At 65.3% G+C, this 25,523-nt stretch carries 20 protein-coding genes; 6 read left to right on the top strand and 14 right to left on the bottom strand.

Going from position 1 to position 25,523, the window contains the following annotated elements; translation table 11 throughout:
* Nucleotides 1-102: 102 nt before the first annotated feature.
* From argH to argC, 8 genes are read right to left on the bottom strand one after another with little or no spacing between them, the layout of a single operon-like run.
* Complete coding sequence (gene argH, locus ABCW42_RS07555; protein ID WP_423184260.1) at nt 103-1,530, bottom strand: argininosuccinate lyase; 1,428 nt, start codon at nt 1,528-1,530, stop codon at nt 103-105.
* Between the two features lie 5 nt (nt 1,531-1,535).
* Entirely contained in the window at nt 1,536-2,741 is a 1,206-nt protein-coding gene (locus ABCW42_RS07550; RefSeq protein ID WP_423184259.1) for an argininosuccinate synthase, read from the bottom strand.
* A 52-nt stretch (nt 2,742-2,793) separates the two neighbouring features.
* Nucleotides 2,794-3,330, bottom strand: a complete 537-nt coding sequence (locus ABCW42_RS07545) for an arginine repressor (RefSeq protein WP_423184258.1) — start codon at nt 3,328-3,330, stop codon at nt 2,794-2,796.
* Nucleotides 3,330-4,331 carry an ornithine carbamoyltransferase gene (gene argF / locus ABCW42_RS07540; protein WP_423184257.1) on the bottom strand — a complete coding sequence of 334 codons (1,002 nt, stop codon included), beginning with the start codon at nt 4,329-4,331 and terminating at the stop codon, nt 3,330-3,332. Before argF ends, ABCW42_RS07545 begins: the two co-directional genes overlap by 1 nt.
* A complete protein-coding gene (locus ABCW42_RS07535) occupies nt 4,328-5,635 on the bottom strand; it encodes an acetylornithine transaminase (protein WP_423184833.1) in 1,308 nt (435 codons plus the stop codon). The genes argF and ABCW42_RS07535 overlap by 4 nt, the downstream gene beginning before the upstream one ends.
* 14 nt (nt 5,636-5,649) lie before the next feature.
* The gene (gene argB / locus ABCW42_RS07530) at nt 5,650-6,624 is read right to left on the bottom strand and encodes an acetylglutamate kinase (RefSeq protein WP_423184256.1); all 975 of its coding nucleotides are present in this window, start codon (nt 6,622-6,624) and stop codon (nt 5,650-5,652) included.
* Nucleotides 6,625-6,637: 13 nt separating this feature from the next.
* Nucleotides 6,638-7,804, bottom strand: a complete 1,167-nt coding sequence (gene argJ, locus ABCW42_RS07525; protein ID WP_423184255.1) for a bifunctional glutamate N-acetyltransferase/amino-acid acetyltransferase ArgJ — start codon at nt 7,802-7,804, stop codon at nt 6,638-6,640.
* Nucleotides 7,801-8,832 carry an N-acetyl-gamma-glutamyl-phosphate reductase gene (argC, locus tag ABCW42_RS07520; protein WP_423184254.1) on the bottom strand — a complete coding sequence of 344 codons (1,032 nt, stop codon included), beginning with the start codon at nt 8,830-8,832 and terminating at the stop codon, nt 7,801-7,803. Before argC ends, argJ begins: the two co-directional genes overlap by 4 nt.
* Nucleotides 8,833-9,000: 168 nt before the next feature.
* Between argC and ABCW42_RS07515 the strand changes: the two genes are divergently transcribed.
* The 3 genes from ABCW42_RS07515 to ABCW42_RS07505 all read left to right on the top strand — a co-directional run bounded on the left by ABCW42_RS07515 (nt 9,001) and on the right by ABCW42_RS07505 (nt 15,493).
* The gene (locus ABCW42_RS07515) at nt 9,001-9,966 is read left to right on the top strand and encodes a quinone oxidoreductase family protein (RefSeq protein ID WP_423184253.1); all 966 of its coding nucleotides are present in this window, start codon (nt 9,001-9,003) and stop codon (nt 9,964-9,966) included.
* Nucleotides 9,967-10,087: 121 nt separating this feature from the next.
* The gene (locus ABCW42_RS07510; RefSeq protein WP_423184252.1) at nt 10,088-14,020 is read left to right on the top strand and encodes a Pls/PosA family non-ribosomal peptide synthetase; all 3,933 of its coding nucleotides are present in this window, start codon (nt 10,088-10,090) and stop codon (nt 14,018-14,020) included.
* A gap of 93 nt (nt 14,021-14,113) precedes the next feature.
* Nucleotides 14,114-15,493, top strand: a complete 1,380-nt coding sequence (locus ABCW42_RS07505; RefSeq protein WP_423184251.1) for a M1 family metallopeptidase — start codon at nt 14,114-14,116, stop codon at nt 15,491-15,493.
* Between the two features lie 21 nt (nt 15,494-15,514).
* Here the strand turns inward: ABCW42_RS07505 and ABCW42_RS07500 are convergent, their stop codons facing one another.
* From ABCW42_RS07500 to pheS, 3 genes are read right to left on the bottom strand one after another with little or no spacing between them, the layout of a single operon-like run.
* A complete protein-coding gene (locus tag ABCW42_RS07500) occupies nt 15,515-16,192 on the bottom strand; it encodes a 4'-phosphopantetheinyl transferase family protein (RefSeq protein WP_423184250.1) in 678 nt (225 codons plus the stop codon).
* 47 nt (nt 16,193-16,239) lie between these two features.
* The gene (gene pheT / locus ABCW42_RS07495) at nt 16,240-18,789 is read right to left on the bottom strand and encodes a phenylalanine--tRNA ligase subunit beta (protein WP_423184249.1); all 2,550 of its coding nucleotides are present in this window, start codon (nt 18,787-18,789) and stop codon (nt 16,240-16,242) included.
* Nucleotides 18,790-18,791: 2 nt separating this feature from the next.
* A complete protein-coding gene (gene pheS, locus ABCW42_RS07490; RefSeq protein ID WP_133202946.1) occupies nt 18,792-19,853 on the bottom strand; it encodes a phenylalanine--tRNA ligase subunit alpha in 1,062 nt (353 codons plus the stop codon).
* Nucleotides 19,854-20,037: 184 nt separating this feature from the next.
* On the opposite strand from pheS, the gene ABCW42_RS07485 reads away from it, so the two are divergent.
* Complete coding sequence (locus ABCW42_RS07485; protein ID WP_423184248.1) at nt 20,038-20,694, top strand: SIMPL domain-containing protein; 657 nt, start codon at nt 20,038-20,040, stop codon at nt 20,692-20,694.
* A gap of 27 nt (nt 20,695-20,721) precedes the next feature.
* Here ABCW42_RS07485 and pcp read toward each other — a convergent pair whose 3' ends face one another.
* Nucleotides 20,722-21,357 (bottom strand): pyroglutamyl-peptidase I, encoded by a 636-nt coding sequence (gene pcp / locus ABCW42_RS07480; protein ID WP_423184247.1) that lies wholly within the window; start codon nt 21,355-21,357, stop codon nt 20,722-20,724.
* A 109-nt stretch (nt 21,358-21,466) separates the two neighbouring features.
* Between pcp and ABCW42_RS07475 the strand changes: the two genes are divergently transcribed.
* Nucleotides 21,467-22,546 carry an Rv2578c family radical SAM protein gene (locus ABCW42_RS07475; protein ID WP_423184246.1) on the top strand — a complete coding sequence of 360 codons (1,080 nt, stop codon included), beginning with the start codon at nt 21,467-21,469 and terminating at the stop codon, nt 22,544-22,546.
* Here ABCW42_RS07475 and ABCW42_RS07470 read toward each other — a convergent pair.
* Entirely contained in the window at nt 22,543-22,983 is a 441-nt protein-coding gene (locus ABCW42_RS07470; protein WP_423184245.1) for a (deoxy)nucleoside triphosphate pyrophosphohydrolase, read from the bottom strand. The genes ABCW42_RS07475 and ABCW42_RS07470 overlap by 4 nt on opposite strands.
* Before the next feature lie 163 nt (nt 22,984-23,146).
* Here ABCW42_RS07470 and ABCW42_RS07465 point away from each other — a divergent pair, with 163 nt between their 5' ends.
* Nucleotides 23,147-24,355 (top strand): MFS transporter, encoded by a 1,209-nt coding sequence (locus tag ABCW42_RS07465; protein ID WP_423184244.1) that lies wholly within the window; start codon nt 23,147-23,149, stop codon nt 24,353-24,355.
* Between the two features lie 89 nt (nt 24,356-24,444).
* Here the strand turns inward: ABCW42_RS07465 and ABCW42_RS07460 are convergent, their stop codons facing one another.
* Nucleotides 24,445-25,332 carry a cation diffusion facilitator family transporter gene (locus tag ABCW42_RS07460; RefSeq protein WP_423184243.1) on the bottom strand — a complete coding sequence of 296 codons (888 nt, stop codon included), beginning with the start codon at nt 25,330-25,332 and terminating at the stop codon, nt 24,445-24,447.
* Nucleotides 25,333-25,523: the final 191 nt, after the last annotated feature.

The raw sequence follows: 25,523 nt of genomic DNA, 5'->3' as shown, positions 1-25,523 counted from the left end.
TAGTAGCCGACAGAGTTAACGCCGGTTAACGCAAACGAGTTGGCATTTCACGGCAGTATCTACAAGAAAACACTGCCGCGAAATGCCAACTCGCGTTGCTTGCTAGGCGGCGTACCCGCGGACGCCTTCCAGCTCGGCCTCGAGCGCGGCCAATTGGCGTTCGACGGCGGCCGGTGCGGTTCCGCCCTGGGAGTTGCGGCTGTTGAGGGAACCCTCGGTACTCAGCACCTTGCGGACTTCCGGGGTCAGGTGCTCCGAAATCCCGGCATATTCCTCGTCCGTCAGGTCCCAGAGCTCAACTCCGCGCCCTTCAGCCAGCTTCACCGCCGCACCCGAAAGCTCATGGGCTTCCCGGAACGGCACGCCTTGGCGGACGAGCCACTCGGCGATGTCCGTCGCGAGAGCGAACCCCTGCGGTGCCAGCGATGCCATGCGCTCGGTGTTGAAGGTGAGCGTGGCGATCATTCCGGAAACCGCCGGCAGGAGCAGCTCAAGCGTGTCCGCGGCGTCGAACACCGGTTCCTTGTCCTCCTGCAGGTCGCGGTTGTACGCCAAGGGCAGGCCCTTGAGCGTCGCGAGGAGCCCGGACAGGTTGCCGATCAGGCGACCTGCCTTGCCGCGGGCAAGCTCGGCGACATCCGGGTTCTTTTTCTGCGGCATGATCGAGGAGCCCGTGGAGTAGGAATCGTGGAGCGTGACGAAGGAGAACTCCTTCGTGGCCCACAAAATGACTTCCTCGGAAATCCGGGACAAGTCCACTCCGATCATCGAGCACACCCAGGCGAACTCGGCGAAGACGTCCCGCGACGCTGTTCCATCGATCGAGTTGTGCACCGCGGAGTGGAAGCCCAAGTCAGCGGCGACGGCCTCGGGATCAAGTCCAAGAGACGAACCTGCAAGTGCGCCGGAGCCGTACGGCGAGACGCCGGCGCGCTTGTCCCAGTCCTGGAGCCGCTGCACATCGCGCAGCAAAGCCCAGGCATGGGCCAACAGATGGTGGCTCAGCAGCACCGGCTGTGCATGCTGCAAGTGGGTTCGGCCCGGCATTGCCACGCCATGGTGCGCCTTTGCCTGCTCCACGAGCGCGTCCACCGTGGCAAGGACACCGCGGGCAATGATGCGCGCGTGGTCACGCAGGAACATGCGCCCAAGCGTTGCTACCTGGTCGTTGCGGGAACGGCCCGCCCGCAGCTTGCCGCCCAAATGCGAGCCCGCGCGCTCGATCAGGCCGCGTTCCAAGGAACCGTGGACATCCTCGTCGCTCTCGGCGGGCTGGTAGGCGCCGCTCGCGACGTCCTCATCCAACTGGGTAAGGGCGCCAAGCATGCCTTCCAGCTCGGTGTCGTCCAGCAGTCCGGCTTTGTGCAGCACGCGGGCGTGCGCCTTCGATCCTGCGATGTCGTACCGGGCCAGCCGCCAGTCGAAGTGGGTCGACTTGCTCAGCGCGGCGAGGGCATCTGCCGGGCCGCCGGCGAAGCGGCCGCCCCAGAGTGCGCCGGTGTTCGTTGCTTCCGATTTTGGCTCAGCCACAGGGGCTACTTCCCCTGCACCCGCAGGTCGCGGCCCGAGGCAACCTTGGAGGACATTCCCCATAGCTCGATGAAGCCGCGTGCCATCGACTGGTCGAAGGTGTCGCCGGTGTCGTACGTCGCGAGGTCGAAGTCGTACAGGGAGGTCTCGGAGCGGCGGCCGTTGACGATCGCCTGGCCACCGTGGAGGACCATGCGGATGTCGCCGGAAACATACTTCTGGGTGTCCTCGATGAAAGCGTCCAGGGAGCGCTTGAGCGCGGAGAACCACTGGCCGTCGTAGACCAGTTCGGACCAGCGCTGGCCAACCGTGGCCTTGAAGCGTGCCTGCTCGCGCTCGATGGTGACGTCTTCGAGGTGCTTGTGCGCGGTGATGAGGGCCATGGCACCCGGAGCTTCGTAGATCTCGCGGGACTTGATCCCTACCAAACGGTCCTCGACGACGTCGATCCGGCCAACGCCCTGGGCACCGGCGCGGCGGTTCATTTCCTGGATGATCTGCAACGGCGTGTGCTTGACGCCGTCGATTGCCACCGGGACGCCGGCTTCGAAAGTGATGGTCACTTCGTCCGGTGCCGGCGGGAACTCCGGGGTGGCGGTGTAGTCGTAGATGTCCTTGGTAGGCGCGTTCCAGATGTCTTCGAGGTAGCCGGTTTCGACGGCGCGTCCCCAGACGTTCTGGTCGATCGAGTAGGGGTTCTTCTTGGTGGTCTCGATCGGCAATCCCTTTTCCTCGGCGAAGGCGATGGCCTTGTCGCGGGTCAGGGCGAGGTCACGGACAGGTGCGATGCACTTCAGGTCCGGGCCCAGGGTCTGGATGCCCACTTCGAAGCGGACTTGGTCGTTGCCCTTGCCCGTGCAACCGTGGGCCACAGTGGTGGCGCCGAACTCGCGGGCGGCCTTGACCAGGTGCTTGACGATGACGGGCCGGGAAATCGCCGAGACGAGCGGGTAGTGCCCCTGGTAGAGGGCGTTGGCCTTCAGCGTCGGCATGGCGTATTCGTTCGCGAATTCGTCGCGGGCGTCGGCGACGTAGGCTTCGACGGCGCCACAGCCGAGGGCGCGCTGGCGGATGGTTTCCAGCGACTCGCCGCCCTGTCCGACGTCGACGGCCACCGCGATGACCTCGGCACCGGTGGCTTCACCGATCCAACCGATGGCTACGGATGTATCAAGGCCACCGGAGTAGGCCAGAACAATGCGCTCAGTCACGAGAGTGCTCCTTTGTTGTTGCTTGGTTTCTTTGAATCAATGCTTGGTTGGGCTAGTTGCCCGGTCCGGCGTCCTGCGCCAATTGGAGGAACCGTGCCGCAAGTTCGGCACCGCCGTCGGGATCCCTGGCAACCAAAAGCAAGGTATCGTCGCCTGCGATCGTACCCAATACCGACGGCATCACGGAGTGGTCAATCGCAAGGGCGAGGAAGTTCGCGGCGCCCGGAGGCGTCCTGAGCACCACGATGTTGCCCGAGGCTTCGGCGGTGACAAGCAGTTCGCCGCAAAGCCGCGACAAACGCGCATCCAGGATTTCCTGGGTGACGCCGCTCTTGGCATTGCGGTCGCCGCCCTCGCCGGGCACCGCATACACCAGCGCGCCGTCCTTGCCGCGAACGCGGACCGCCCCGAGTTCCACGAGGTCACGCGAGAGGGTCGCCTGGGTGACCTGCACGCCGTCGTCCGCCAACAATGCCGCGAGCTCGGCTTGCGAGCGCACCGACTCCCCCGTCAGGATCGCGGTGATCCGCGCCTGACGGGCTGTCTTGGTAGTTGGACTGGCGCCGTGCGACGCCGGGTGGGCGGACACTAGAACGTGCTCTCCCCGGTTCCTTCAACGGGGGTCAGGCCCTCGACGAAGGCAAGTCCCGACTTGTGCATAAGCCACGCCATGAGCGCTTTTTGGGCATGCAGGCGGTTTTCCGCTTCGTCCCAGACGATGGACTGCGGTCCGTCGATGACACCGGCCGAAATCTCGTAGCCGCGGTAGGCGGGCAGGCAATGGAGCACGACGGCGTCCGGCGCCGCGAGCGCGAGGGCGGCCTCGTCCACGGAATAGTCGCGGAAAAGCTGCATCCGGGCTTCCTTTTCGGCTTCCTGGCCCATGGACACCCACGTGTCCGTGGCGACGACGTCAGCGCCCTGGAGCGCCTGCGCGGCGTCCGTGGTGATGAGGACGGAGCCACCGGTCTCGGATGCGCGCTCCTCTGCCGCCTCCACGATGTCCACCGCCGGAAGGTAGCCGTCCGGGCCGGAAATCCGTACGTGCATGCCCGCAGTCACGCCGGCCAGGAGGTACGAGTTGGCCATGTTGTTCGCGGCGTCTCCAAGGTACGCCATGGTCAGTCCGGCGAGTTCGCCTTTGTGTTCCTTGACGGCCAGGAGGTCCGCGAGCAGCTGGCAGGGATGGTAATCGTCGCACAGGGCGTTGATGACGGGAACCTTGGAGTTCTCGGCCATGGCGACCAGGCCCGAGTGCGCCGACGTGCGCCACACGATGGTGGAGACCATGCGCTCGAGGACCTTCGCCGTGTCCTCCACCGATTCCTTGTGGCCGATCTGCGCCTCGCCGGGGTTGATGATGAGCGCGTTGCCGCCCATATCCGCGATGCCCGTGGCGAAGGAGACCCTGGTGCGCGTGGAGGTCTTGTCGAAGATGACGGCGACGGTCTTGCGACCGTTCCCGCCCGCGGCGAACGGTTGGACGCTGTACGGGGCCGCTTTCATGCGGACTGCGAGCTCGAGGACCTCGGCTTGCTCAGCCGGCGTGAGGTCCGTGTCCTTCAGGAAATGGCGTGTGGAGGTGTTCACTGTGCGTCCTCATCGGTCAGAGGTGTGGAGGTCGGGGGTGTGGAGGTTTGGGCTGATGCCGCCTCGATGATTCCCGGCAGCGCGTCAAGGAACCGCGCCGCCTGTTCAAGAGTCAGGATCAGGGGCGGGGCCAAGCGGATGGTGCGAGGGCCCGGACTGTTGATGATGAAGCCGGCGTCGAGGGCCGCGTTAACCATGGCCGGCGCGATCTCGGCGTCGAGGTCGAATCCGATCAGGAGGCCTTCGCCGCGCACTTCCGTGACGCCGTCGACGTCGGACAGGCCGGCCCGCAGCCGCGCGCCGACGGTGAGCACATTGTCCAGCACGTTCTGGTTCTCAATGGCGTGCAAGGTGGCGAGGGCCGCGGCGGTGGCCACGGGATTGCCGCCGAACGTGGTGCCGTGCTGGCCCGCCGTGAGGAGCGACGACGTCGACGGCCCGAAGGTGATGAGCGCGCCTACGGGGAAACCGCCGCCCAGTCCTTTGGCGAGGGTCACGGCGTCCGGGACGATTCCCGCGTCCTCGCTGGCGAGCCATTTGCCGGTGCGGCCGATGCCGGTCTGGACCTCGTCCAGGATGAGCAGGGCGCCGGCCTTGCTGGTGGCCTCGCGGGCCGCCTGCAGGTATTCCTTGCCAAGCGGACGGACTCCGGCTTCACCTTGGATGGGTTCCAGGAAGACCGCGGCAGTGGTGTCGTCGACGGCGGCACGCAGGGCTTCGATGTCGCCGAACGGGATGTGGACAACGCCGCCGGGCAGGGGCTCGAAAGGCGCACGGTAGGCTTCCTTGGCCGTCAAGGCGAGCGCGCCCATGGTGCGGCCGTGGAACGCGCCTTCTAGGGCGATGATCTTGGTGCGCTTCGCTGCCTTGGCCCCGACGGGGGCGTCACCGTTGCGGCGGGCCAGTTTGAAAGCGGCCTCGTTGGCTTCCGTGCCGGAGTTGGCGAAAAACACCTTCGAGCCGGCGGGAGCGTTGGTGAGTGCGAGCAGTTTTTCAGCGAGCGCGATTTGCGTGGGGCTCGTGAAGAAGTTGGACACATGGCCCAGCGTCGCCAACTGGCTCGCGATGACCGAGGTCACGAAGGGGTGGGCGTGACCCATCGCGTTAACGGCGATGCCGCCGAGCAGGTCCAGGTATTCCTTGCCGTCGGCGTCCCAGACGAGGGAACCGGCTCCGCGGACGAGGACGCGCTGGGGCGTGCCGAAGACGCCCATGAGGGACGAGGAGTAGCGGGCAAGCCAATCTGCTCCGCTGCTATTGGGGACAATTGTGGTTGCGGAGGCCTCCGCGGCGGAATGGTTCAGTTCATTGCTGCTCACTATGTATTCACTTCCTCATCAGGGACAACCTGGGTTCCAATGCCCGCCGTCGTAAAGGTTTCAAGAAGCATGGAGTGCGGCAAGCGGCCGTCGACGATGTGTGCTTGGCGCACCCCTTCGTCGATGGCTTTCAGGCACGCGGCCATCTTCGGGATCATGCCGGACTCCAGCCGCGGCAGCATCTCCCGCAGTTCCGTCGCGGTCAGGGAAGAGATGAGCGAAGACTTGTCCGGCCAGTCGCCGTAGAGTCCCTCGACATCGGTGAGGATGACCAGCTTGGACGCGCCCAAAGCGGAAGCGACGGCGGCAGCCGCGGTGTCCGCGTTCACGTTGAGTACCTGGCCCGTGGTCTGGAACCGCTGGGTCGCGGGGTCGCCGTCGCTGTCGTCGATGATCTCCGGGGCGACGGTCGAAATCACGGGGATGCGGCCCGCGGCGAGGATGTCCTCGATGCCTGTGGGGTCGACGCCGACAACTTCGCCCACGAGGCCGAGGTCGACTTCCTCGCCGTCCACGACGGTTCCGGTGCGGACGGCGCGCAAGAGACCGCCGTCTTCGCCGGACATTCCGACGGCGTACGGACCATGGGAGTTGATCAGGCCCACGAGTTCGCGCCCCACTTGTCCGGTGAGCACCATGCGCACGACGTCCATGGCTTCAGGGGTGGTGACCCGCAGGCCGCCCTTGAATTCGGATTCGATTCCCAGCCTGCCGAGCATCGAGTTGATCTGCGGGCCGCCGCCATGCACGACGACGGGGTGGATGCCCACGTGGTGCAGGAAGACGACGTCCTCGGCGAAGGCTCGTCGGAGGTCGTCGTTGACCATGGCGTTGCCACCGTACTTGATCACCATGGTGGTGCCGGCGAAGCGCTGGATCCAGGGCAGCGCTTCGATCAGCGTCGCGGCCTTGTCCTGGGCTGTTTTTGCCGGATCGGCGCTTGTGGAGGTGCTCTCGCGGGTGTGCGCGGTCATGGTCCGTCCTTCCCTAGCTCGAGTAGGCGCTGTTCTCGTGCACGTAGTCGTGCGTGAGGTCGTTGGTCCAGATGGTGGCTTCGGCGTCGCCGGCCTGCAGGTCGATTTCCACGAGGACTTCGCGGGATTCAAGATCCACCAGTCCACGGTCGTCGCCGATGCCGCCGTTGCGGCAAATCTGGATTCCGTTCATTGACACGTTGAGCTGGTCCGGCTCGAAGACGGCGTCCGTGGTGCCTACCGAGGACAGGACACGGCCCCAGTTGGGGTCCTTGCCGAAGATCGCGGTCTTGAAGAGGTTGGACCGTGCCACCGAACGTCCCACCACTTCGGCGTCGCGCTCACTGGCCGCGTTGAACGTGCGGATGGCGATGTCGTGGCTGGCTCCTTCGGCGTCGCCGATCAGCTTGCGGGCGAGCTCGGCGCACACCTGTGTGACTCCGGCACCCAGCTGCTCGGCGGACGGAATGGCTTCCGAGGCTCCCGATGCCAGGAGCACCACGGTGTCGTTGGTGGACATGCACCCGTCCGAGTCCGTGCGGTCGAAGGTGACGCGCGTGGCGTCGCGGAGGACGACGTCGAGCTCTTCAGCGGGGACTTGGGCATCCGTGGTGAGGACAACCAGCATGGTCGCGAGGCCGGGAGCGAGCATGCCCGCACCCTTCGCGATGCCACCCACCGTGAAGGTCTTGCCTTCCGCGTCGGTGCCGGTGAAGACGGCTTCCTTGGCGACGCTGTCCGTGGTCATGATCGCCGTTGCGGCTGCAGAGCCGCCGTCTTCGGACAATCCGGCGGCAGCGGCCTCCACGCCGGGAAGGATCTTGTCCATCGGCAGGTGCTCGCCGATGAGGCCGGTGGAGCAAACAACGACGTCGGATGCGGAGATTCCGAGGACATCGGCGACTTTCTCGGCGGTTGCGTGAGTGTTCTGGAAGCCTTGCGGACCGGTGCAGGCGTTCGCACCGCCCGAATTCAGGACGACGGCGTCAACGCGGCCGTCGGAAACCACTTGGCGGGACCAGTGCACTGGTGCCGCGGCCACGCGATTGGACGTGAAAACGGCAGCGCCGGCCTTGAGCGGGCCGTCATTGACAACCAGTGCAAGGTCCGGGTTTCCCGATGCCTTGATTCCGGCTTTGACTCCGGCTGCGCGGAATCCCTGGGGTGCGGTGATGGTCACGGGGCAACTCCTTGCACGTTGAGGCCGGCGGATTCATCCAGGCCGAGGGCGATGTTCATGGACTGCACGGCACCGCCGGCGGTCCCCTTTGTCAGATTGTCGATGGCGCACGTGACAATGACGCGGCCGGAATGGGGATCGAAGGCCAACTGCATGACGGCGTGGTTGGAGCCCTGCACCGACTTGGTGGCGGGCCACTGTCCTTCGGGAAGCAGGTGAACGAACGGTTCGTCGTCGTACGCCTCGGCCCAAGCGCTCCGGAGCTCGGCAGCGGTGACGCCCGGCTTGGCCTTGGCCGTCGCGGTGCTGAGGATGCCGCGGCTCATGGGGGCGAGCGTCGGGGTGAAGGACACCGTGACTTTCTCTCCGGCCGCGTTGGACAACCCCTGTTCGATTTCCGGGGTGTGGCGGTGTCCGCCACCTACGCCATAGGGGCTCATGGAGCCCATGACTTCCGAGCCGATGAGGTTCACTTTCGCCGCTTTACCCGCGCCCGAGGTTCCCGAGGCGGAAACAATCACGACGTCGTCGGGCTGGAGGAGCTGGTTGGCGAAGCCCGGCGTGAGGGCCAGCAGGGACGACGTCGGATAACAGCCGGGCACCGCGATCCGCTTCGCGCCTTTGAGGGCGTCGCGCTGCCCGGGCAGCTCGGGAAGTCCGTAAGGCCAGGTCCCGGCATGCGCGGAGCCGTAGAACTTTTCCCAGGCCGCGGGGTCTTCGAGCCGGTGGTCCGCTCCGGCGTCGATCACCAGGGTGCCTTCCGGCAACTGCGCTGCGATCTCAGCCGATGCTCCGTGCGGGAGCGCGAGGAAGACGACGTCATGGCCCGCAAGGTTCTCCACGCTGGTGTCTTCCAGAATTCGGTTGGCCAGGCCATGGAGATGCGGCTGCAACTCCCCTAGTCTGGAACCGGCATTGCTGTGCGCGGTGATGGCGCCGATGGTGACGTCGGGATGTCCGGCCAGGAGGCGCAGCACTTCTCCTCCGGCGTAACCGCTGGCACCGGAGACGGCAACAGAAATAGTCATGGCATGACTATACAGCAAAAATATTCATTGATCCCGATATTTATGCATGTCGAATTATTGCCCTTCGGGATTACCGCCCCGCCGCGCCCGACTGGACACCCCACCGATACCGCTCCCTAGGATGGAACGTGAGGAGGCGCGAACGCGCCCCGACCCGGAAGGAGCCCTATGACGCACGCGATCATCGCCCGGCAGGCCGGAGGACCGGAAGTCCTCGAACTCAGCGACGTGGAGGTCCCGGCACCCGGCCCGCACCAGTTGCTGGTCAAGGTGGTCGCCGCAGGCGTCAACTTCATCGACACCTACCAGCGCGGCGGCGTCTACAAGGTCGAATATCCGTTCACTCCCGGCTCCGAGGCGGCCGGAGTGGTTGAAGCCGTCGGCTCCGAGGTCGAGGACTTCGCAGTGGGAGACCACGTGGCCACCGCCGAAGGCTCCCGCAGCTACGCCGGGTACACCCTCATTGACGCGGACAAGGCCCTTCCCGTGCCGGACGGCGTAGACGACCACACGGCGGCCGCGCTGCCCCTCCAAGGGATGACGGCCCATTACCTCATCAACTCCTCGTTCCGGGTGGAGCCGGGCCACACGGTCCTGACCCACGCCGGAGCCGGCGGCGTGGGCCTCATCCTGACGCAGCTGCTCAAGGCACGCGGCGCGCGCGTCATCACCACAGTCTCTTCGGACGAGAAGGAAGCATTGGCCCGCGAAGCCGGCGCGGACGAGGTCCTCCGCTACGCCGGTTTCGCCGACAAGGTCCGCGAACTGACCTCCGGCGAAGGCGTCAATGTTGTCTACGATGGCGTCGGCAAGGACACTTTCGACGATTCCCTGGCAAGCCTGCGCGTCCGCGGCTCCCTTGTTCTGTTCGGGGCCGCGTCGGGACCGGTGCCGCCCTTTGATCCGCAACGGCTCAACCGCGCAGGCTCTTTGTCCTTGACCCGGCCAAGCCTTGCCCACTTCCTGCAGAATCCCCAGGAACGACGCTGGCGTTCTGCCGAGGTCTTCGGTGCCGTCGCCAGCGGCGCCCTCAAGGTGCGGATCGGCGGGACGTACCCGCTCGCCGAGGCCGCCCAGGCCCACCGCGACCTGGAAGGACGGAAGACCACGGGGAAGCTGCTCCTCCTTCCGTAGGGGCAAGTTCCGTAAAAGGGCGACTTCCAGGCGTCCACTGGATTAATCTTGGGTAAAGCGCGGGGAAAGCCCGGGCGGCCTCCGACACCTTTTGTTCATCTACAGACGCGAAAATCCTTTGGTGACCCAAGAACATGATGCCCGGGCAACCCACCCCGGACTCCAGGCTGTGTACCTGCCCCAGCTTCAAGGAGGCCCGGCCGCGCCACCGGCGCGCACCCTCCTTGGGATCATCGACGCAACCGCGCGGGCTTTTCCTGAAGCCTCAGCCCTCGATGACGGGCAGAAATCCCTGAGCTACTCCGATTTGTTGGCACAGGTCCGCCGCTTCGCCGCGACGCTCGTCGAGGCGGGACTGGGTCCCGGAGACAAGATCGGCGTCCGGATCCCCTCGGGGACGAATGATCTCTACATTTCCATCCTGGCCATCCTGTCGATTGCAGCGGCCTACGTGCCCGTCGACGCCGATGACCCCGAAGAGCGGGCACGGCTGGTTTTCGGCGAGGCGAAGGTGGCCGCGGTGGTCACGAAGGGCCGCAAGATCGAGCTTTCCGCCCCACGGCCAACGCCCCACCCGGCGCCCCGGGCGCCGCGGCTCGAGGACGATTCCTGGGTCATTTTCACCTCCGGATCCACCGGCACGCCAAAGGGTGTAGCGGTGCAGCACCGTTCCTCGGCAGCATTCGTGGATGCCGAGGCCCGGCTTTTCCTCCAAGACGAGCCCATCGGACCACAGGACCGGGTCCTGGCCGGGCTCTCCGTGGCTTTCGACGCGTCCTGCGAGGAAATGTGGCTGGCGTGGCGGCACGGAGCATGCCTCGTGCCGGCGCCCCGGGCCCTCGTCCGTTCAGGGATGGACCTCGGACCGTGGCTGATCAACCACGGCATCACCGTGGTCTCCACCGTGCCGACCCTCGCGGCGTTGTGGCCGGCGGAAGCCCTCGAAAACGTGCGCCTGCTGATCTTCGGCGGCGAAGCGTGCCCGCCGGAACTCGCCGAGCGGCTCGCCGTCGACGGCCGCGAAGTATGGAACACCTACGGCCCCACCGAAGCGACCGTCGTGGCCTGCGCCGCTCCCCTTGGCGGCAGCGGCCCGGTCCGGATCGGATTGCCCCTCGACGGTTGGGACCTCGCCGTCGTCGATTCCGCCGGGGTGCCCGTCGCTGAAGGCGAGATCGGCGAACTGATCATTGGCGGCGTCGGCCTGGCGCGCTACCTCGACCCGGCAAAGGACGCGGAAAAGTACGCGCCCATGCAGTCGCTTGGTTGGGGACGGGCGTACCGTTCCGGCGACCTCGTGCGCTACGAGGAAGCAGGACTCATCTTCCAGGGCCGCGCCGATGAACAAGTGAAGCTCGGCGGCCGAAGAATCGAGCTCGGCGAGATCGACGCAGCGCTCCAGGCCCTTCCCGGAGTCGCTGGAGCCGCAGCCGCGGTGCGCACGACGGCGGCGGGGAACCAGATCCTGGTCGGTTACCTCGCACCTGCGGGACACGAAGAAATCGATCTCGTGGCTGCCCGGGAATTGTTGACCGAGAGCCTCCCTGCGGCGTTGATCCCGCTCATGACCGTGGTGGACTCCCTCCCGACGAAGACCAGCGGCAAGGTCGACCGGCATTCCCTTCCGTGGCCCTTGGCCGGTGCAGCTGCGGCCGACGCGGAGAAGGCGCCGCTCAACCTGCCCGAGGACGCCCAATGGATAGTGGACCAATGGGAAAGCGTCCTGGGAGCGCCGGTCACCTCGCTCGACGCCGACTTTTTTGCGTATGGCGGTGGCTCCCTCGCCGCGGCCCAGCTCGTCTCGGCATTGCGGGTGCGCTACCCTACCATCACCGTCGCGGAAATCTACGCCACGCCCAGGGTGGGGGCCTTGATCGACACGGCACGCCAATCGCTGCCCGAAGGCCACGTGGCCGGACCGGCAGCCGAGCGCACCGTCCGGCCGACTGCCAGGAAGTCCCAGGTCTTCCAAACCCTGATGGGCGTCCTCCTCAACATCCTGGTGGGCATGCGCTGGCTCACGTACCTGATGGTCGCCAACAACCTGCTGGCCGCCTTCGCCGGCTTCTCGGCCGCCCCCGTGGTGTCCTGGTGGTGGATCCTGGCGTCCTGGCTGGTGTTCGTCAGCCCGCCGGGCCGCATGGCCATCTCGATCCTGGCCGCGCGCCTCCTCCTGGGCGGAGTGAAACCCGGTACGTACCCGCGGTCGGGCAAGGTGCACTTGAGGCTATGGCTCGCCGAACAGATCCAGGATCTCTCCGGCGCCGTCAGCCTGGCGAGCGCGCCGTGGGTCCCCTATTACGCCAGGGCCCTGGGCGCGAAGATCGGCAACAACGTCCATTTGCACTCACTGCCTCCCGTCACGGGGCTGCTCTCGCTCGGCAGCGGCTGCAACATCGAACCCGAAGTGGATCTGTCCGGCTGGTGGATCGACGGCGACTACGTGCATATAGGGTCTGTCCATGTGGGCCCTGGCGCAACTGTGGGTTCGCGGAGCACCCTCATGCCCGGCACCAGCATCGGCGCCGGCGCCCGGGTCGAGCCGGGTTCCGCCGTCCTCGGCAAGGTGAAGTCCGGGCACCTCGTGGCCGGATCCCCGGCCGAACGCCGAGGCAAGGCAAAGAGCGATTGGCCCGAAACTCCGGCAACCCACCACCTGATCGGCAGGCTGTGGTTCACCGCATTCGCTTCAGCGTCTGCAATCCTGGCCCTCATCCCGTACCTTTCGGCATGCGTGGGCGCGTACGTCGCCCTGCTGTTCATCCAGGGCAAGAATTCCCTCGCGGACGCCTTCCCGCAACTCATGCTGTCCATTCCGTTCGCCGCAATTGCATGGTTCCTGTGCAACCTCCTGCTGATCCTGGTGACCACCCGGCTGCTGGGCTTCGGCCTCAAGGAGGGCTACTACCGGGTACGCAGCCGGGTGGGCTGGCAAGTGTGGGCCACGGAACGCGTCCTGGACCTCGCACGCGACCTCCTCTTCCCCATTTACGCGAGCCTCTTTACCCCGGTCTGGCTGCGCTTGCTTGGCGCGAAGGTCGGGCGGAACGTAGAAGCCTCCACGGTCCTGCTCCTTCCGCGCATGACGACGATCGGCGAGAGTGCCTTCCTGGCGGACGACACCATGGTGGCGTCGTACGAACTGGGCGGGGGCTGGATGAAGATCGCGCCGGCAAAAATCGGCAAGCGCTCGTTCCTGGGCAACTCCGGCATGACAGCGGCAGGGCGCAGCGTTCCCAAGAATTCGCTCGTCGCAGTGCTCTCGGCGACACCGGCCAAGGCAAAGTCCGGCACCTCCTGGCTTGGAAGTCCTCCCGTGAGGCTGCGCCGTACGGCCATCGCGTCCGATCAAAGCCTCACCTTCAACCCGCCTTGGGGACTCAAGACCAAGCGGGCGCTGTGGGAATTGTGCCGGCTGATACCCGTGATCCTCACGGTGGCGATCGCCGTCGGCATCATGCTGGCCCTTGACTGGATCGCTTCCGAAACGTCCTACTGGCTGGCTGCCGTCCTCGGCGGCATCGTGGTCCTCGCGGCGGGAGCCGTCGCGGCCGCGAGTTCGGTTGCGGCGAAGTGGATCCTGGTCGGCCGGATCAAGGAAGGCCAGCACCCGCTGTGGAGTTCGTTCATTTGGCGGAACGAGGTAGTGGATACCTTCATCGAAATGGTGAGCGCACCTTGGTTCGCCCGATCGGCATCCGGAACGCCGGCCTTGGTGTGGTGGCTCCGGGCCCTCGGCGCGAAAATCGGCCGGGGAACCTGGTGCGAAAGCTACTGGTTGCCCGAAGCCGACCTTGTCACCCTCGGTGAAAGCTCAACGGTCAACCGCGGTTGCGTCGTCCAGACCCACCTCTTCCACGACCGGGTCATGAGCATCGACACGGTGGTGCTCGAGGACGGGGCAACGATGGGGCCGCATGGCGTCATTCTCCCCCGCGCCAGCATCGGGGCAGGTGGAACTGTGGGACCGGCATCGCTGGTCATGCGGGGTGAGACCGTTCCAGCGGGTACGTATTGGATCGGCAACCCCGTGAGCCCCTGGACGGGTCCGTAACGGCCGTCCGTAGCGTACATTGGCAGGAACAACAGCGAGCAACCAGCCCACCAGAATCCCGCACCAGAAGCCATACGGAGGCAGCCAGCTCATATGAGCCGCACCGAACCAGGAACACCCGCACTTGCCGCTGACCGTTACACCCTGCACCACGGAAGCACCGCGTACCACGTGCTTCGGTACGAGCTGGACCTTGACTACAGCCTTGGCAGCAACAGGCTCAACGGCCGCGCGACCCTTCGCTGCATGGCCCTCGAGGACATCGGCACGGTGGTCTTGGACTTGGTGGGGTTGAAGGCGTCGAAGATCCTGGTGGACGGCAAGAAGGTGCAGAAGTTCACCTCGCGTGGCGAGCACCTCGTCATCACAGTCAGGGACCGGCTGCGGGCCGGGCAGACCTTCCTGGTCGAGGTCCGCTACGACGGAAATCCGAAACCGCGCAGGGGTTTGTGGGGGGAAGTCGGTTGGGAAGAGCTCGACGACGGCGTGCTCGTTGCGGGACAACCGAACGGCGCTGCGTCGTGGTTCCCCTGCAACGACCACCCGCGGCACAAGTCCAGTTACCTGATCAGCGTGACCACCGATGACAATTACCGTGCCGTCTGCAACGGCCGCCTGATCTCCCACAGCCGGAAATCAAGCCGGGAGACCTGGGTCTACGAACAAAGTGAACCAATGGCGAGCTATCTGGCCACTGTCCAGATCGGGCGCTATCGGCTACACCGGCTCAGCCCCTCGCTGGAACGGGAGGACGCGCGCACCGGGCACCGATTCCTGGCACCGCGGGAATCGGCCGTGCCTCAATTCGTCGCTGTCTCCCCCGGCTTGTTGTCCGAGGCCCGGGAGGGCTTGGCGCGGCAAGCCGACATGATGCGAACTTTCGTGGACTGCTTCGGCCCGTACCCCTTCACGGAGTACACGGCGGTGGTCACCGATGACGAACTGGAAATCCCCCTTGAGGCGCAGACGCTCTCGATCTTCGGCCGGAACCACATGGAGCAATCGTGGGAGGCGCAGCGCCTCATCGCCCACGAACTCTCCCACCAGTGGTTCGGCAATTCCCTCACGGTAAGCAGTTGGCGGGATATCTGGCTGCACGAGGGCTTCGCCTGCTATGCCGAATGGATCTGGTCCGAGGAAGCCGGTGTCATGTCCGTAGCCAACCGCGCGAAAGCTGCTTGGCGCAAGCTCGGCGTCACCGCCCAGGACTTGGTGATCGGCGACCCAGGCCCGGAGCTCATGTTCGATGACCGTGTGTACAAGCGCGGAGCGCTGGCCCTCCATGCCGTCCGGCTCGCGTGCGGGGACACGGCGTTCTTCGGGTTGCTGCGCCACTGGACTGAAACCAAGCGTCACAGCTCGGTTTCCACGGCCGAGTTCGTGGTTACGGCCAACTCCTATGTGCCCGGGCTTGATGCCGCGAAAGTCCTTTGGCCCTGGCTTTACCAGGCCGAGCTGCCGCAACTGGCATAGGACAAGCCACGCCGCAGCACCCTAGAGCGGTACAGCACCGGTTCCGATGGCGAGGGCGGCCACAAAGCCGGACGGGACGCCGCTGAACGGCTCATGATGGCTGGATGGCTCATGATCGCTGAACGGCTCATAATCGTGCAGCCCCGGTTTGTCCAGGACGTCGAGTGAGTCCGGGCGGACCCGCAGTCCCTCTCCGGTCATCTTGAGCCAGGCCTCCTTGCGCGCCCACAACCGCGCCCGCTCCCATGAGCGGCGCCCGGGTTCCATGGACGCCAGGTGACGCCGCTCATTTGCTGTCAAGGCGACCTCGTCGAAGCCTGCGAACTCCGTGGCAGCCACGCTTTCGAGGTCGGCCCCCAGGCGGAGCCCCTTCCCGGGGCGTACGACGGCGGCAAGCAGCAACCAGCCCGACGCCCGCGAGGCGCTGAGCAGCAATGGGGCCGAACCGCCGTCGAGCAGGTAGCCGGGCCGTCCGTGGGCTACGTCCGCTCCGGTGCCGCACTGCGGGCACTCGTAGGCGGCCGTGAGTTTCGACGCCGGAACCCCAAGGAGCTCCGCGGCGAACCGCTGCTGGGCCACCCGGGACGCCAGGAAATCGAATCGCGGAGCGGTGGCCATGGCGTTCGCGCGGGCCACCTCGGCCGAAGACAGCAATTCCGCCGCCATCACTTCGATGGCGGCGGAATCGACATGGTCCAAGGGCTGGATGCGGACAACCAGCCCTTCGATCCCTGGGTTGGTGCCCGTCAGCGCTGGACTGCTCCGAACCGCTCCGCGGCTACTGCCACGGCGGCCTCGCGGGCCTCCGAGGCTTCGTCCGCGGTCAGGGTTCGGTCCGTCGCGCGGAACCGCAAGCCGAAGGCGAGCGACTTCTTGCCGTCCTCGATGCCCTGTCCCGCGTAGACGTCGAACAACGCGACGTCTTCAAGGAGGTCGCCTGCGCCTTCGCGAAGGGCCGCGAGCACCGAGTCCGCCGGGACATCCTGCGGAACTACAAGGGCGACATCCTGCGTGGCCACGGGGAAACCGGAGATGTGCTTGGCAACAATGACGTCAGGCGCGGCTTCGAACAGCGCGTCCACGTTGAGCTCAAGAGCCACGGAACGTGCCGGCATGTCATGGGCGGCGAGCAGCTTGGGGTGCAATTCGCCGGCGTATCCCACGACCTCGCCCGAGCGGAGCGCCAGTTGCGCGGCGCGGCCGGGGTGGAACGCCTGGTGGCTGCCCTGGCTGACCACGAGTTCGACGCCCAGCACATCGCCAATGAGTCGGGCAACATCGAGCGCGTCCGCCCAATCCCAGGCGCGCGGCTTGTGCTCCGCGGCAGCCGGGGAATCGTGGCCGGTCAGGACCGCGGCGACGTGCAGCGGCTGGTTCGGAACGCCGTCGTACAGTCCGTCAAGCACCTCGTCCGAAGGTTTGATGCCCAGCGGAGGGATGGACGGAGTGCCCAACTGCCCATCCGGGAGGAACACGGAGCCCGCTTCGAAGACGGCAAGGTCCCTGAACCCGCGGGAGTGGTTCCGGCGGGCCACTTCGATCAAGCCCGGAAGGATGGACGTACGGAGATACCCGTGCTCCTCGCTGATCGGATTGGCGAGCTTGACCGCCGTGCGGGACGCGCCTTCCTCGGCAACGCCGAAGGTATCGTTCGTCGCTTTGGAGACAAACGGGTAGGACAGCACCTCAGTCAGGCCGGCGTCGGCGAGCGCCTGGACTACCCGGCGCTTTTGCTGCTGCGTCCGGGTCAAGCCGCGGCCGGGAGGGGCCACAGGCAAGGTAGCCGGGATGTTTTCGTAGCCGACAAGACGGGCGATTTCCTCAGAGAGGTCTTCCTTGGTCTCCAGGTCGTTGCGCCAGCTCGGAGCAGTCACTGAATAGGAGTCCGCGGCCTCGTCCTTTTGGACCACTGCGCCCAGGTCCTCCAGCGAACCGGTGATCTGCTCTTCGGTGAAGTCGATGCCGATCCGTGCCGCGGGGTAACCGGAAGGCAGCTCGATCGTTACCGCGTCCGGCGCAATTCCGACGTCGGTGCCGGCCTCGTCCGCCGTGCCGCCGGCGAGTTCCACGAGAAGGTCCACGACGCGCTGCGCGGCCACACCGGCAACGTGCCAATCGACGCCGCGCTCGAAGCGCTTGGACGCTTCGGAAGGAAGCTTGTGCCGGCGGCGGGACCGGGCGATCGAGACCTCATCGAAGTGGGCGGCTTCGACCAGGATGTTGGTGGTCGAATCGGAGACCTCCGTGTTGGCCCCGCCCATGACGCCGGCGATGCCGATCGCTCCGGAGTCGTCGGTGATCAGGAGGTCTTCGACGTCGAGCGCGCGCACCTTGTCGTCAAGGGTGGTGATCTTCTCCCCCGCGACGGCCCGGCGAACCACAATATCGCCCGAGAGCTTGTCGAGGTCGTAGCAGTGGTTGGGCTGGCCCAGCTCAAGCATCACGTAGTTGGAAATGTCCACGGGCAGCGAAATCGAGCGGATGCCGGCCAGACGCAAGCGGGAAACCATCCACGGCGGAGTGGGCCGGGAGGGATCCACGCCCCGCACCGTCCGGGCCACGAAGCGATCGCAACCCGGATTTCCGTAAATGGGGGCGTCATCGTTGAGCTTGATGCCATAGCCGCCCTGAAGGGAAGCCGGTACGGTGACCTTCGAGGCCGGATCAACGAATGACGTCCCGGTGGCATGGGCGTATTCGCGGGCTACGCCACGGATGGAGAACGCGTAGCCACGGTCCGGCGTCACGTTGATTTCCGCGGCTTCGTCGTAGAGGCCAAGCAGGGACATCGCGTCGGTTCCGACCTCGGGGTCCAAGCCGATCCGGGAGAGCACCAGGATGCCGTCGTGGTCCTCGCCGATGCCCAATTCACGAACCGAAGCGATCATGCCGGCGGACATGTGGCCGTAGGTCTTGCGCGCCGAAATGTGGAAGTCGCCCGGCAGCACGGCACCCGGGAGGGTCACTACGACCTTGTCTCCCTCGACGAAGTTGTGGGCACCGCAAATGATCCCCTGCACACCGGAGGGGTCGATGCCCTTGCCTGTGAGGGTCTGTTCCTGGCCTTCAGGGACCACCCGCACCTGGCACCAGTTGATGGTCTTGCCGTTGCTCTGCGGTTCCTTAACGAGGCTCAGGACCTGGCCCACCACGATGGGGCCTTTCAGTTCGTCCGTGGGACGGTGGACGGCTTCCTCTTCAAAGCCGACCTTGACGAGGTCCGCCATGACGTCTTCGGCCGTGGCCTCGGCCGGAACCTGCGCGAATTCGCGCAACCAGGAAAGTGGGATACGCACTGTTAGATCTCCATCCCGAAGTGCTCGCTGAAACGTACATCGCCTTCGATCATGTCCCGCATGTCGCCGACTTCATTGCGGAACATGAGCGTGCGCTCGATGCCCATGCCGAAGGCAAAGCCTGAATACTCGTCCGGATCGATGCCGGCGGCACGCAGGACATTCGGGTTGACCATGCCGCAACCGCCCCATTCGATCCAGCGCGGGCCGCCCTTGGCGCCGGGGTGCCAGATATCGAGCTCGGCGGATGGTTCCGTGAACGGGAAGTAGTTCGGGCGCAGGCGGATCTGGGCTTCGTCGCCGAACATCTGCCGCGCGAAGTGCTCCAAAGTGCCCCGGAGGTCGGCCATGCTCAGGTTCTTGTCGATGGCAAGGCCTTCGAACTGGTGGAAGACCGGGGTGTGGGTGGCATCGAGTTCATCCGTGCGGAACACCTTGCCGGGGCACAACACATAGATGGGGACCTCACGTTCCAACATGGAACGGACCTGTACCGGCGAGGTGTGCGTGCGCATGAGCAGGTGGGCCTCGGGAGGCTCAACGAAGAAGGTGTCCTGCATTTCGCGCGCCGGGTGGTCCGGCTTGAAGTTGAGGGCGTCGAAGTTGAACCACTCGGACTCGACTTCCGGGCCTTCGGCAATTTCCCAGCCCATGCCGACGAAGATATCGGCGACGCGGTCCTGCAGTGTCGACAACGGGTGCCGGGCTCCGGCGCGACGACGCCTCGGTGCCGCCGTGACGTCCACGGTTTCCTCGACGAGGATCCGGGCGTCGTTCTCGGCCTCGAGCACGGCTGTGCGTGCCGCGAGCGCCTGGTTGACGCGACCACGGGAGGATCCCATGAGCTTTCCGGCAGCGGCCTTGTGCTCCTTGGCCAACGCGCCGATTTCGCGGTTGGCAAGGCTCAAAGGCGACTTCTCGCCCGTGTGCGCCAAGCGGACGGCTTTGAGTTCTTCGAGGGAGGATGCGGCGGCAATCGCTGCGACTGCGTCCTCAACGGCAGCGGTGATGGCGGCTTCATCCAGCGGGTTCGGGATGGCAGCGCCCGGCAAAGTGTCAGTCATCTACTGTTCTTAGCTACGAGTCGGAATTGGTCCCCGCCGGGCAGCGCCATGGCTGGGCCGTCGCAAAGGCAGGAGCGGTGCTCGCCGGAGGCGTCCGGCGGGCACTAAGCTCCAGTCTAGTTGAAGCCTCCGGCCGGGATTTAACGCGTGACACTGTGGAAGTCCGGGCAGCTAGCATGGCCTCATGGCCACGATGCGAACCATCACCGTCACGGGGGAAGGAACAGCCGAAGCCGTTCCCGACCTGCTCACGCTCACGCTCGCCGTCGAGGTCCGGCGGGATTCCGCGGCGGAAGCATATGACGACGCCGGACAAACCGCTTCCGCGGTGACCGGCGCCTTGCGTGGACACGGGGTGGAAGACTCCGGGCTAAGGACCAGCGGCCTGAACCTGCGGGCCGAGCTCGCATGGAGTGAAAACCACGGTCAAAAGATCAATGGATACACTGCCGCCACCACCCTGGTGGCCCGCGTCAGCCCGCCGTCGGCGGCTCCTGCCGCCATCTCCGCCGCAGTCGCGGCGGGGGGTGATAGCGTCCGTATCAACGGGATCGAGCAGGGATTCCGGAATTCGACCGCGGTGGCGGCGGAGGCGCAGGAAGCCGCCTGGTTCGACGCCGAGGCGAAGGCAGCCCGCTTCGCCGCCCTCTCGGGTGCGCGGCTGGGACAGGTGCTGTCGATCGACCAACGTCCGGAGCACGGCAGTCCGGTCCCGTTGACTGCCGGTTTCGCCCGCGCGGCGGCCAGCGAAGGCGTGGCGATCGAGGCTGGTTCCGTCGCGATCTCGGCCGCCGTTGTGGTCCGGTGGGAGCTTCAATCCCCCGATGGCGACGGGGACTGACGCCGGTTCCCTAGTGGTTCGGGTTAGCTAATGGATTTTTCCCGCGGACATCTTCGCATCCGCGGTCGTCCGAAGCGTTGTGCGAACAACGACGGCGATCCCCTCGCCCATGTCCCGGACGGACATGGTGGGCGTCGTGGGCGTTTCCTCGTACGGTACGTGGATGAAGCCGCCGCGCACGCCTTCAGCTTGGGCCGAGGTGGAAAGTTCGTGCATCAAGGCATAGAACACGTGGTTGCAGACGTACGTTCCCGCGGTCTGCGAGACTTCGGCCTTGATCCCCTCGATCTGAAGCTCGCGAAGGGCTGACTTGATGGGCAGGCTCGTGAAATAAGCTGCCGGCCCTGAAGGATCAACGGGTTCGTCAATGGGCCGGTTTCCCGCGTTGTCCGGAATCCTGGCGTCGTCGCAGTTGATGGCTACGCGCTCCAAGGAAAGCCGGTCCCTGCCGCCAGCGAGCCCGACGCAAATGACCAGACCTGGCCGCAGGCGGTTGATGGCTTCCCGCAGGATCATGGCGCATTCGCCGAAGACGCACGGCAATTCGATCGAGTCGACCTCGTGGCCTTCGGCGCGCAGGATGTCCCGGGCAGCGAGGGCAGCCGCCCACGATGGATTGCTGGAGTCGCCGCCAAATGGCTCAAAGCCGGTCAGCAGGATCATGGACCCACCCTAGCAATCACCGGTCCGCAATCCAGGTCCGCGATGGAAACATCTCCTGTAGTGGCTGGCGGCCTTGACAAGCTTTCGAACATATATTCGAATGGACTCCATGAGATGGGACGCACAAGCAATTTCACCACGTCGTGGTCCGGCGCTCGGAGACAACAGTGTCAGCGTCCTGTCCGGAGCCGCCCCAGCTTCGGACGCCCTGCTGCCGCTGGCCGGGCTTGTGCGTTCCGTCTCAACCCCCGAGTTCTCCGGAGTCACCTTCCATGAGGTCACTGCCAAATCGGTGCTCAACAAGGTGGCGTCCGGTTCCCAGATGCCTTTTGAATGGACCATCAATCCATACCGCGGATGCAGCCATGCGTGCGTGTACTGCTTCGCCCGAAAGAGCCACACCTACCTGGAATTCGATGCCGGCCATGACTTCGACTCGCAAGTGATCGTGAAGATCAACGCGGCCGAGGTCTTGCGCAAGGAACTTTCCAAGCCCGCGTGGGGACACCACCACGTCGCCCTGGGTACCAACACGGATCCCTACCAACGAGCGGAAGGCCGCTATCAACTGATGCCCGGGATCATCCGCGCCCTGGCCGAGTCCGGCACGCCGTTCTCGGTCCTCACGAAAGGAACCCTCCTCAGCCGCGATATTCCGCTGCTGAAGCACGCCGCCAGCCAGGTTTCCGTGGACATCGGCATCTCACTCGCCATGACGGACGAAACCCTTGCCGCGATCATCGAACCAGGAACGCCCGCACCGCGCGCAAGGCTGAGGCTCATCCGGCGCTTGCGCGACGCCGGACTTTGCTGCGGAGTCATGGCCATGCCCATCCTGCCTTGGCTGACGGACAGCGATGACGCCCTCGAGTCGCTCTTCACCGCCCTATCCGCAGCCGGCGCCACGGGAGTAACGGCGGGAGCGCTGTATCTGCGGCCGGGCACCCGGGAATGGTTCATGCAATGGTTGTCGGCGCATCACCCCGCACTCGTGCAAAAGTACAGGGGACTCTACGGACGCGGGGCCTATGTTTCCGAGGAATACAAGACCTGGCTGACCGGGCGCATCAAATACTTCAAAGCACGTCATGGGTTCACCGGAAGCAGCGGATTCAGCCACCACAGGGCTACGGCCCGCAAGGAAGCCACCGTGGCGCTGCCAGCCACTGCACAGGCGACGCTTTTCTAGCTGCGCAACCCGGAATCGACCCGCGCCAGTAAAGCGCGGACAATCGGCAAGTCGGCGGGAATCCACGGCAGGGCGAAGGCAGCGTTCCCGCTGCCGAGCGTGACCCAACGGAGTTCGTCATGGTCTTGAAGGGGCCTCGGTTCGCCGTCGAGGACTTCAGCGAACCACACACGCATGACGGCCCGCTCGTTCAATGGCCACCCGGACCCGGCGTCGGATTCGACTTCGGCGCCGAGGCACACCGCAATGCCGAGTTCCTCGAGCAGTTCGCGGTGCAGCGCAGCTTCGAATGTCTCTCCCGCTTCCAGTTTTCCGCCGGGGAACTCCCACATGCCGGCGAACTGCGGCGGGGAGCTGCGACGGGCAACAAGCAGTCGGGTTGGAGCGTCCAAAGAATCGACGACGGCGGCACCCGCCACGCGTATCAGAGCAGTCACCGCAATAGTCTATGGGCCATCGGATCCCGGCCCGGCACGCCTGCGATCCGCCTACGGGAGTTGTCACATTGACGAGCATTCAGCCCGGGTCCCCCACTAAGCTTGAAAATCGGATTTATTCCCCTTCGAGCGGCCTTCAGCTCACACTCCAAGAAACAGGACGATGACCACCACTGCTGTCAGCAAGACCTCCCCGAAGACCCGATCCCGCCACGTGGCGCTTGCCATCTTTTCCTTGGCGATGGGTGGTTTTGCGATCGGAACCACCGAGTTCACAATGATGGGATTGCTGAAAGAAGTCGAACACGGGCTGAGGATCAGCACGCCCGAGGCCGGAAACCTTATTTCCGCCTATGCCTTGGGCGTCGTGGTGGGCGCGCCTGTCTTCGCGGCCCTCGGCGCCAAACTCCCCCGGAAGCAACTCGCCCTGGGGCTCATGTTGTTCTTGTCGATCGCCAACTTGTCGTCCTTCATCGCCCCGGACTACGGAACCATGTTGATCTCGAGGTTCGCGTCCGGCCTGCCGCATGGCGCGTTCTTCGGCATTGCCGCAGTGATCGCCTCGAGCCTGGTTGCACCGACGAAGCGTGGGTGGGCAATCTCCATGGTCATGGGCGGGCTCACTATTGCCAACGTCATCGGCGTTCCCGTGGCCACCTGGCTTGGCCAGGCGTTCGGGTGGCGCCTGCTGTTCATCGTAGTCGGGGCGATCGGACTGACCACGAGCGCGCTGATGTGGAAGTTCGTGCCCTTTGAACCTGCCCATCCCGAAGCCAGCATCCGCCGCGAACTCGGCGCCCTCAAACGAATCCAGGTCTGGTTGGCGCTGCTGATCGGTATCATCGGGTTCGGCGGATTCTTCGCGACATACACGTACATCGCCCACACCATGACGTCAGTCGCAGGCATGCAGGAAGCCGTGATCCCGCTCGTTGTCGCCCTCTACGGCCTCGGCATGGTCGCAGGGAACATCTTGGGCGGGCGTATCGCGGACAAATCGGTGATGGGAACCATCTACCGCGTCCTCCCAGCCATCGCCGTGGCACTTGTGGCCTATGCCGTCGCGGCCCACTGGGCTTGGTCGGCGCTGATCATGGTCTTCGTCGTGGGCGGCATCGGTTCCATGTTGGTGCCGCCCCTGCAGACCCGCCTTCTGGACGCCTCGCCGGACGCACCATCGTTGGCATCCTCGCTCAACCATTCCGCACTCAACGTCGCCAACGCCTTGGGTGCCTTCCTTGGCGGCGTTGTCATCGCCTGGGGCTGGGGGTATGTGGCCCCGGCCCTCGTTGGGGCGGTCCTCGCTGTCCTGGGACTCGGCGTCGCCGGCATCAGTGGTCGGCTGGAACGCAAGAAGCCGCTGGCAGCATAGCCCTCCCCCATCGGCGAGTTTGTGTACAGATCGCACCCCTTAAACGAGCGAATAAGGGTCAAGATCTGTACACAAACTCTCGTGGCGCCCTAGGCCTGGACGCGCTCCACATCCGGTTCAAGATAGATGACCCGCGCGATGGGTACCGCCGTCCGGATTCTGACTTCGGCGTCGTCGATTGCCCGGGCGATCTCCTGGCCGGTATCGGCAACGCCCACGCTGATCTTTGCAGCAACAAGCAATTCCTCCGGTCCCAGGTGCATCGTCTTGAGATGGATGATGCGCGTCCCGTCCGCTTCGATGGCCTCGGCGATGCGCGTAGCATCCTCCTTGGTGGCCGACTCGCCAAGCAGCAGCGACTTGGTTTCCACCGCGAGGACCACGGCGATCGCCACCAGTAGCAGGCCGATCATGCCGGTTCCTGCGGCGTCCCATGCACCGTTCCCGGTAGCGAGGGTCATGCCTACGCCGAACAGGGCGAAAACCAGGCCTAGAAGCGCCCCGAAGTCCTCCAACAAGATCACGGGCAGTTCGGGCTGCTTGGCATTGCGGATGAACTTGACCCAGCTCTGTTTGCCGCGCAATGGATTGGATTCGTGGATGGCCGTCCGGAACGAGTAGGACTCGGCGATGATCGCGCCCACCAGTACCGCCAGTGGAACCCACCAGAAGCTGCCTTCGATTGCATGCGGGTTCTGGAATTTCTCCCAGGCCTCAAAAAGCGCGAACAAACCACCGACGCTGAACAACACAATCGAGACGATGAACGCGTAGATGTACCGTTCACGGCCATAGCCGAACGGATGCTCAGGGCTCGCGGCCCGTTGCGCCCGTTTGCCGCCAACCAACAAGAGCAATTGGTTACCGGAATCGGCCACGGAGTGGATCGCTTCGGCCAGCATGGACGATGACATGGTCAGGATGAATGCGACGAACTTGAGCAGGGCGATCGTCAAGTTGGCGGACAACGCCGCCACAATCGCCTTGGTACCGCCATTTGCAGCCTCGAAAGCTCCACCTCTTCGGGTTCGGGGATGTGAGTGAGTACGGCAGGGGCACGACGGCGCCACCCGCCTCCAAGCACTACCGTACCTTTCGCACGGGCACAGGACTGTTCCACACAACCGTGTGGATAGGCAACCGTAGGGTAACCGCACGGATGCGAGGC

The sequence above is a fragment of the Arthrobacter sp. NyZ413 genome, from assembly GCF_049390645.1.
Lineage (GTDB): Bacteria > Actinomycetota > Actinomycetes > Actinomycetales > Micrococcaceae > Arthrobacter.
Note: the sequence above shows the minus strand (reverse complement) of the source record. Positions and strands in the feature narration are given on the sequence as shown.

What these genes read in the sequence shown, in the direction of transcription:
- argB (WP_423184256.1), bottom strand. Translation starts at nt 6,624, where the DNA reads ATGACCGCGCACACCCGCGAGAGCACCTCCACAAGCGCCGATCCGGCA.
- argC (WP_423184254.1), bottom strand. Translation starts at nt 8,832, where the DNA reads ATGACTATTTCTGTTGCCGTCTCCGGTGCCAGCGGTTACGCCGGAGGA.
- ABCW42_RS07515 (WP_423184253.1), top strand. Translation starts at nt 9,001, where the DNA reads ATGACGCACGCGATCATCGCCCGGCAGGCCGGAGGACCGGAAGTCCTC.
- ABCW42_RS07505 (WP_423184251.1), top strand. Translation starts at nt 14,114, where the DNA reads ATGAGCCGCACCGAACCAGGAACACCCGCACTTGCCGCTGACCGTTAC.
- pheS (WP_133202946.1), bottom strand. Translation starts at nt 19,853, where the DNA reads ATGACTGACACTTTGCCGGGCGCTGCCATCCCGAACCCGCTGGATGAA.
- ABCW42_RS07485 (WP_423184248.1), top strand. Translation starts at nt 20,038, where the DNA reads ATGGCCACGATGCGAACCATCACCGTCACGGGGGAAGGAACAGCCGAA.
- pcp (WP_423184247.1), bottom strand. Translation starts at nt 21,357, where the DNA reads ATGATCCTGCTGACCGGCTTTGAGCCATTTGGCGGCGACTCCAGCAAT.
- ABCW42_RS07475 (WP_423184246.1), top strand. Translation starts at nt 21,467, where the DNA reads ATGAGATGGGACGCACAAGCAATTTCACCACGTCGTGGTCCGGCGCTC.
- ABCW42_RS07465 (WP_423184244.1), top strand. Translation starts at nt 23,147, where the DNA reads ATGACCACCACTGCTGTCAGCAAGACCTCCCCGAAGACCCGATCCCGC.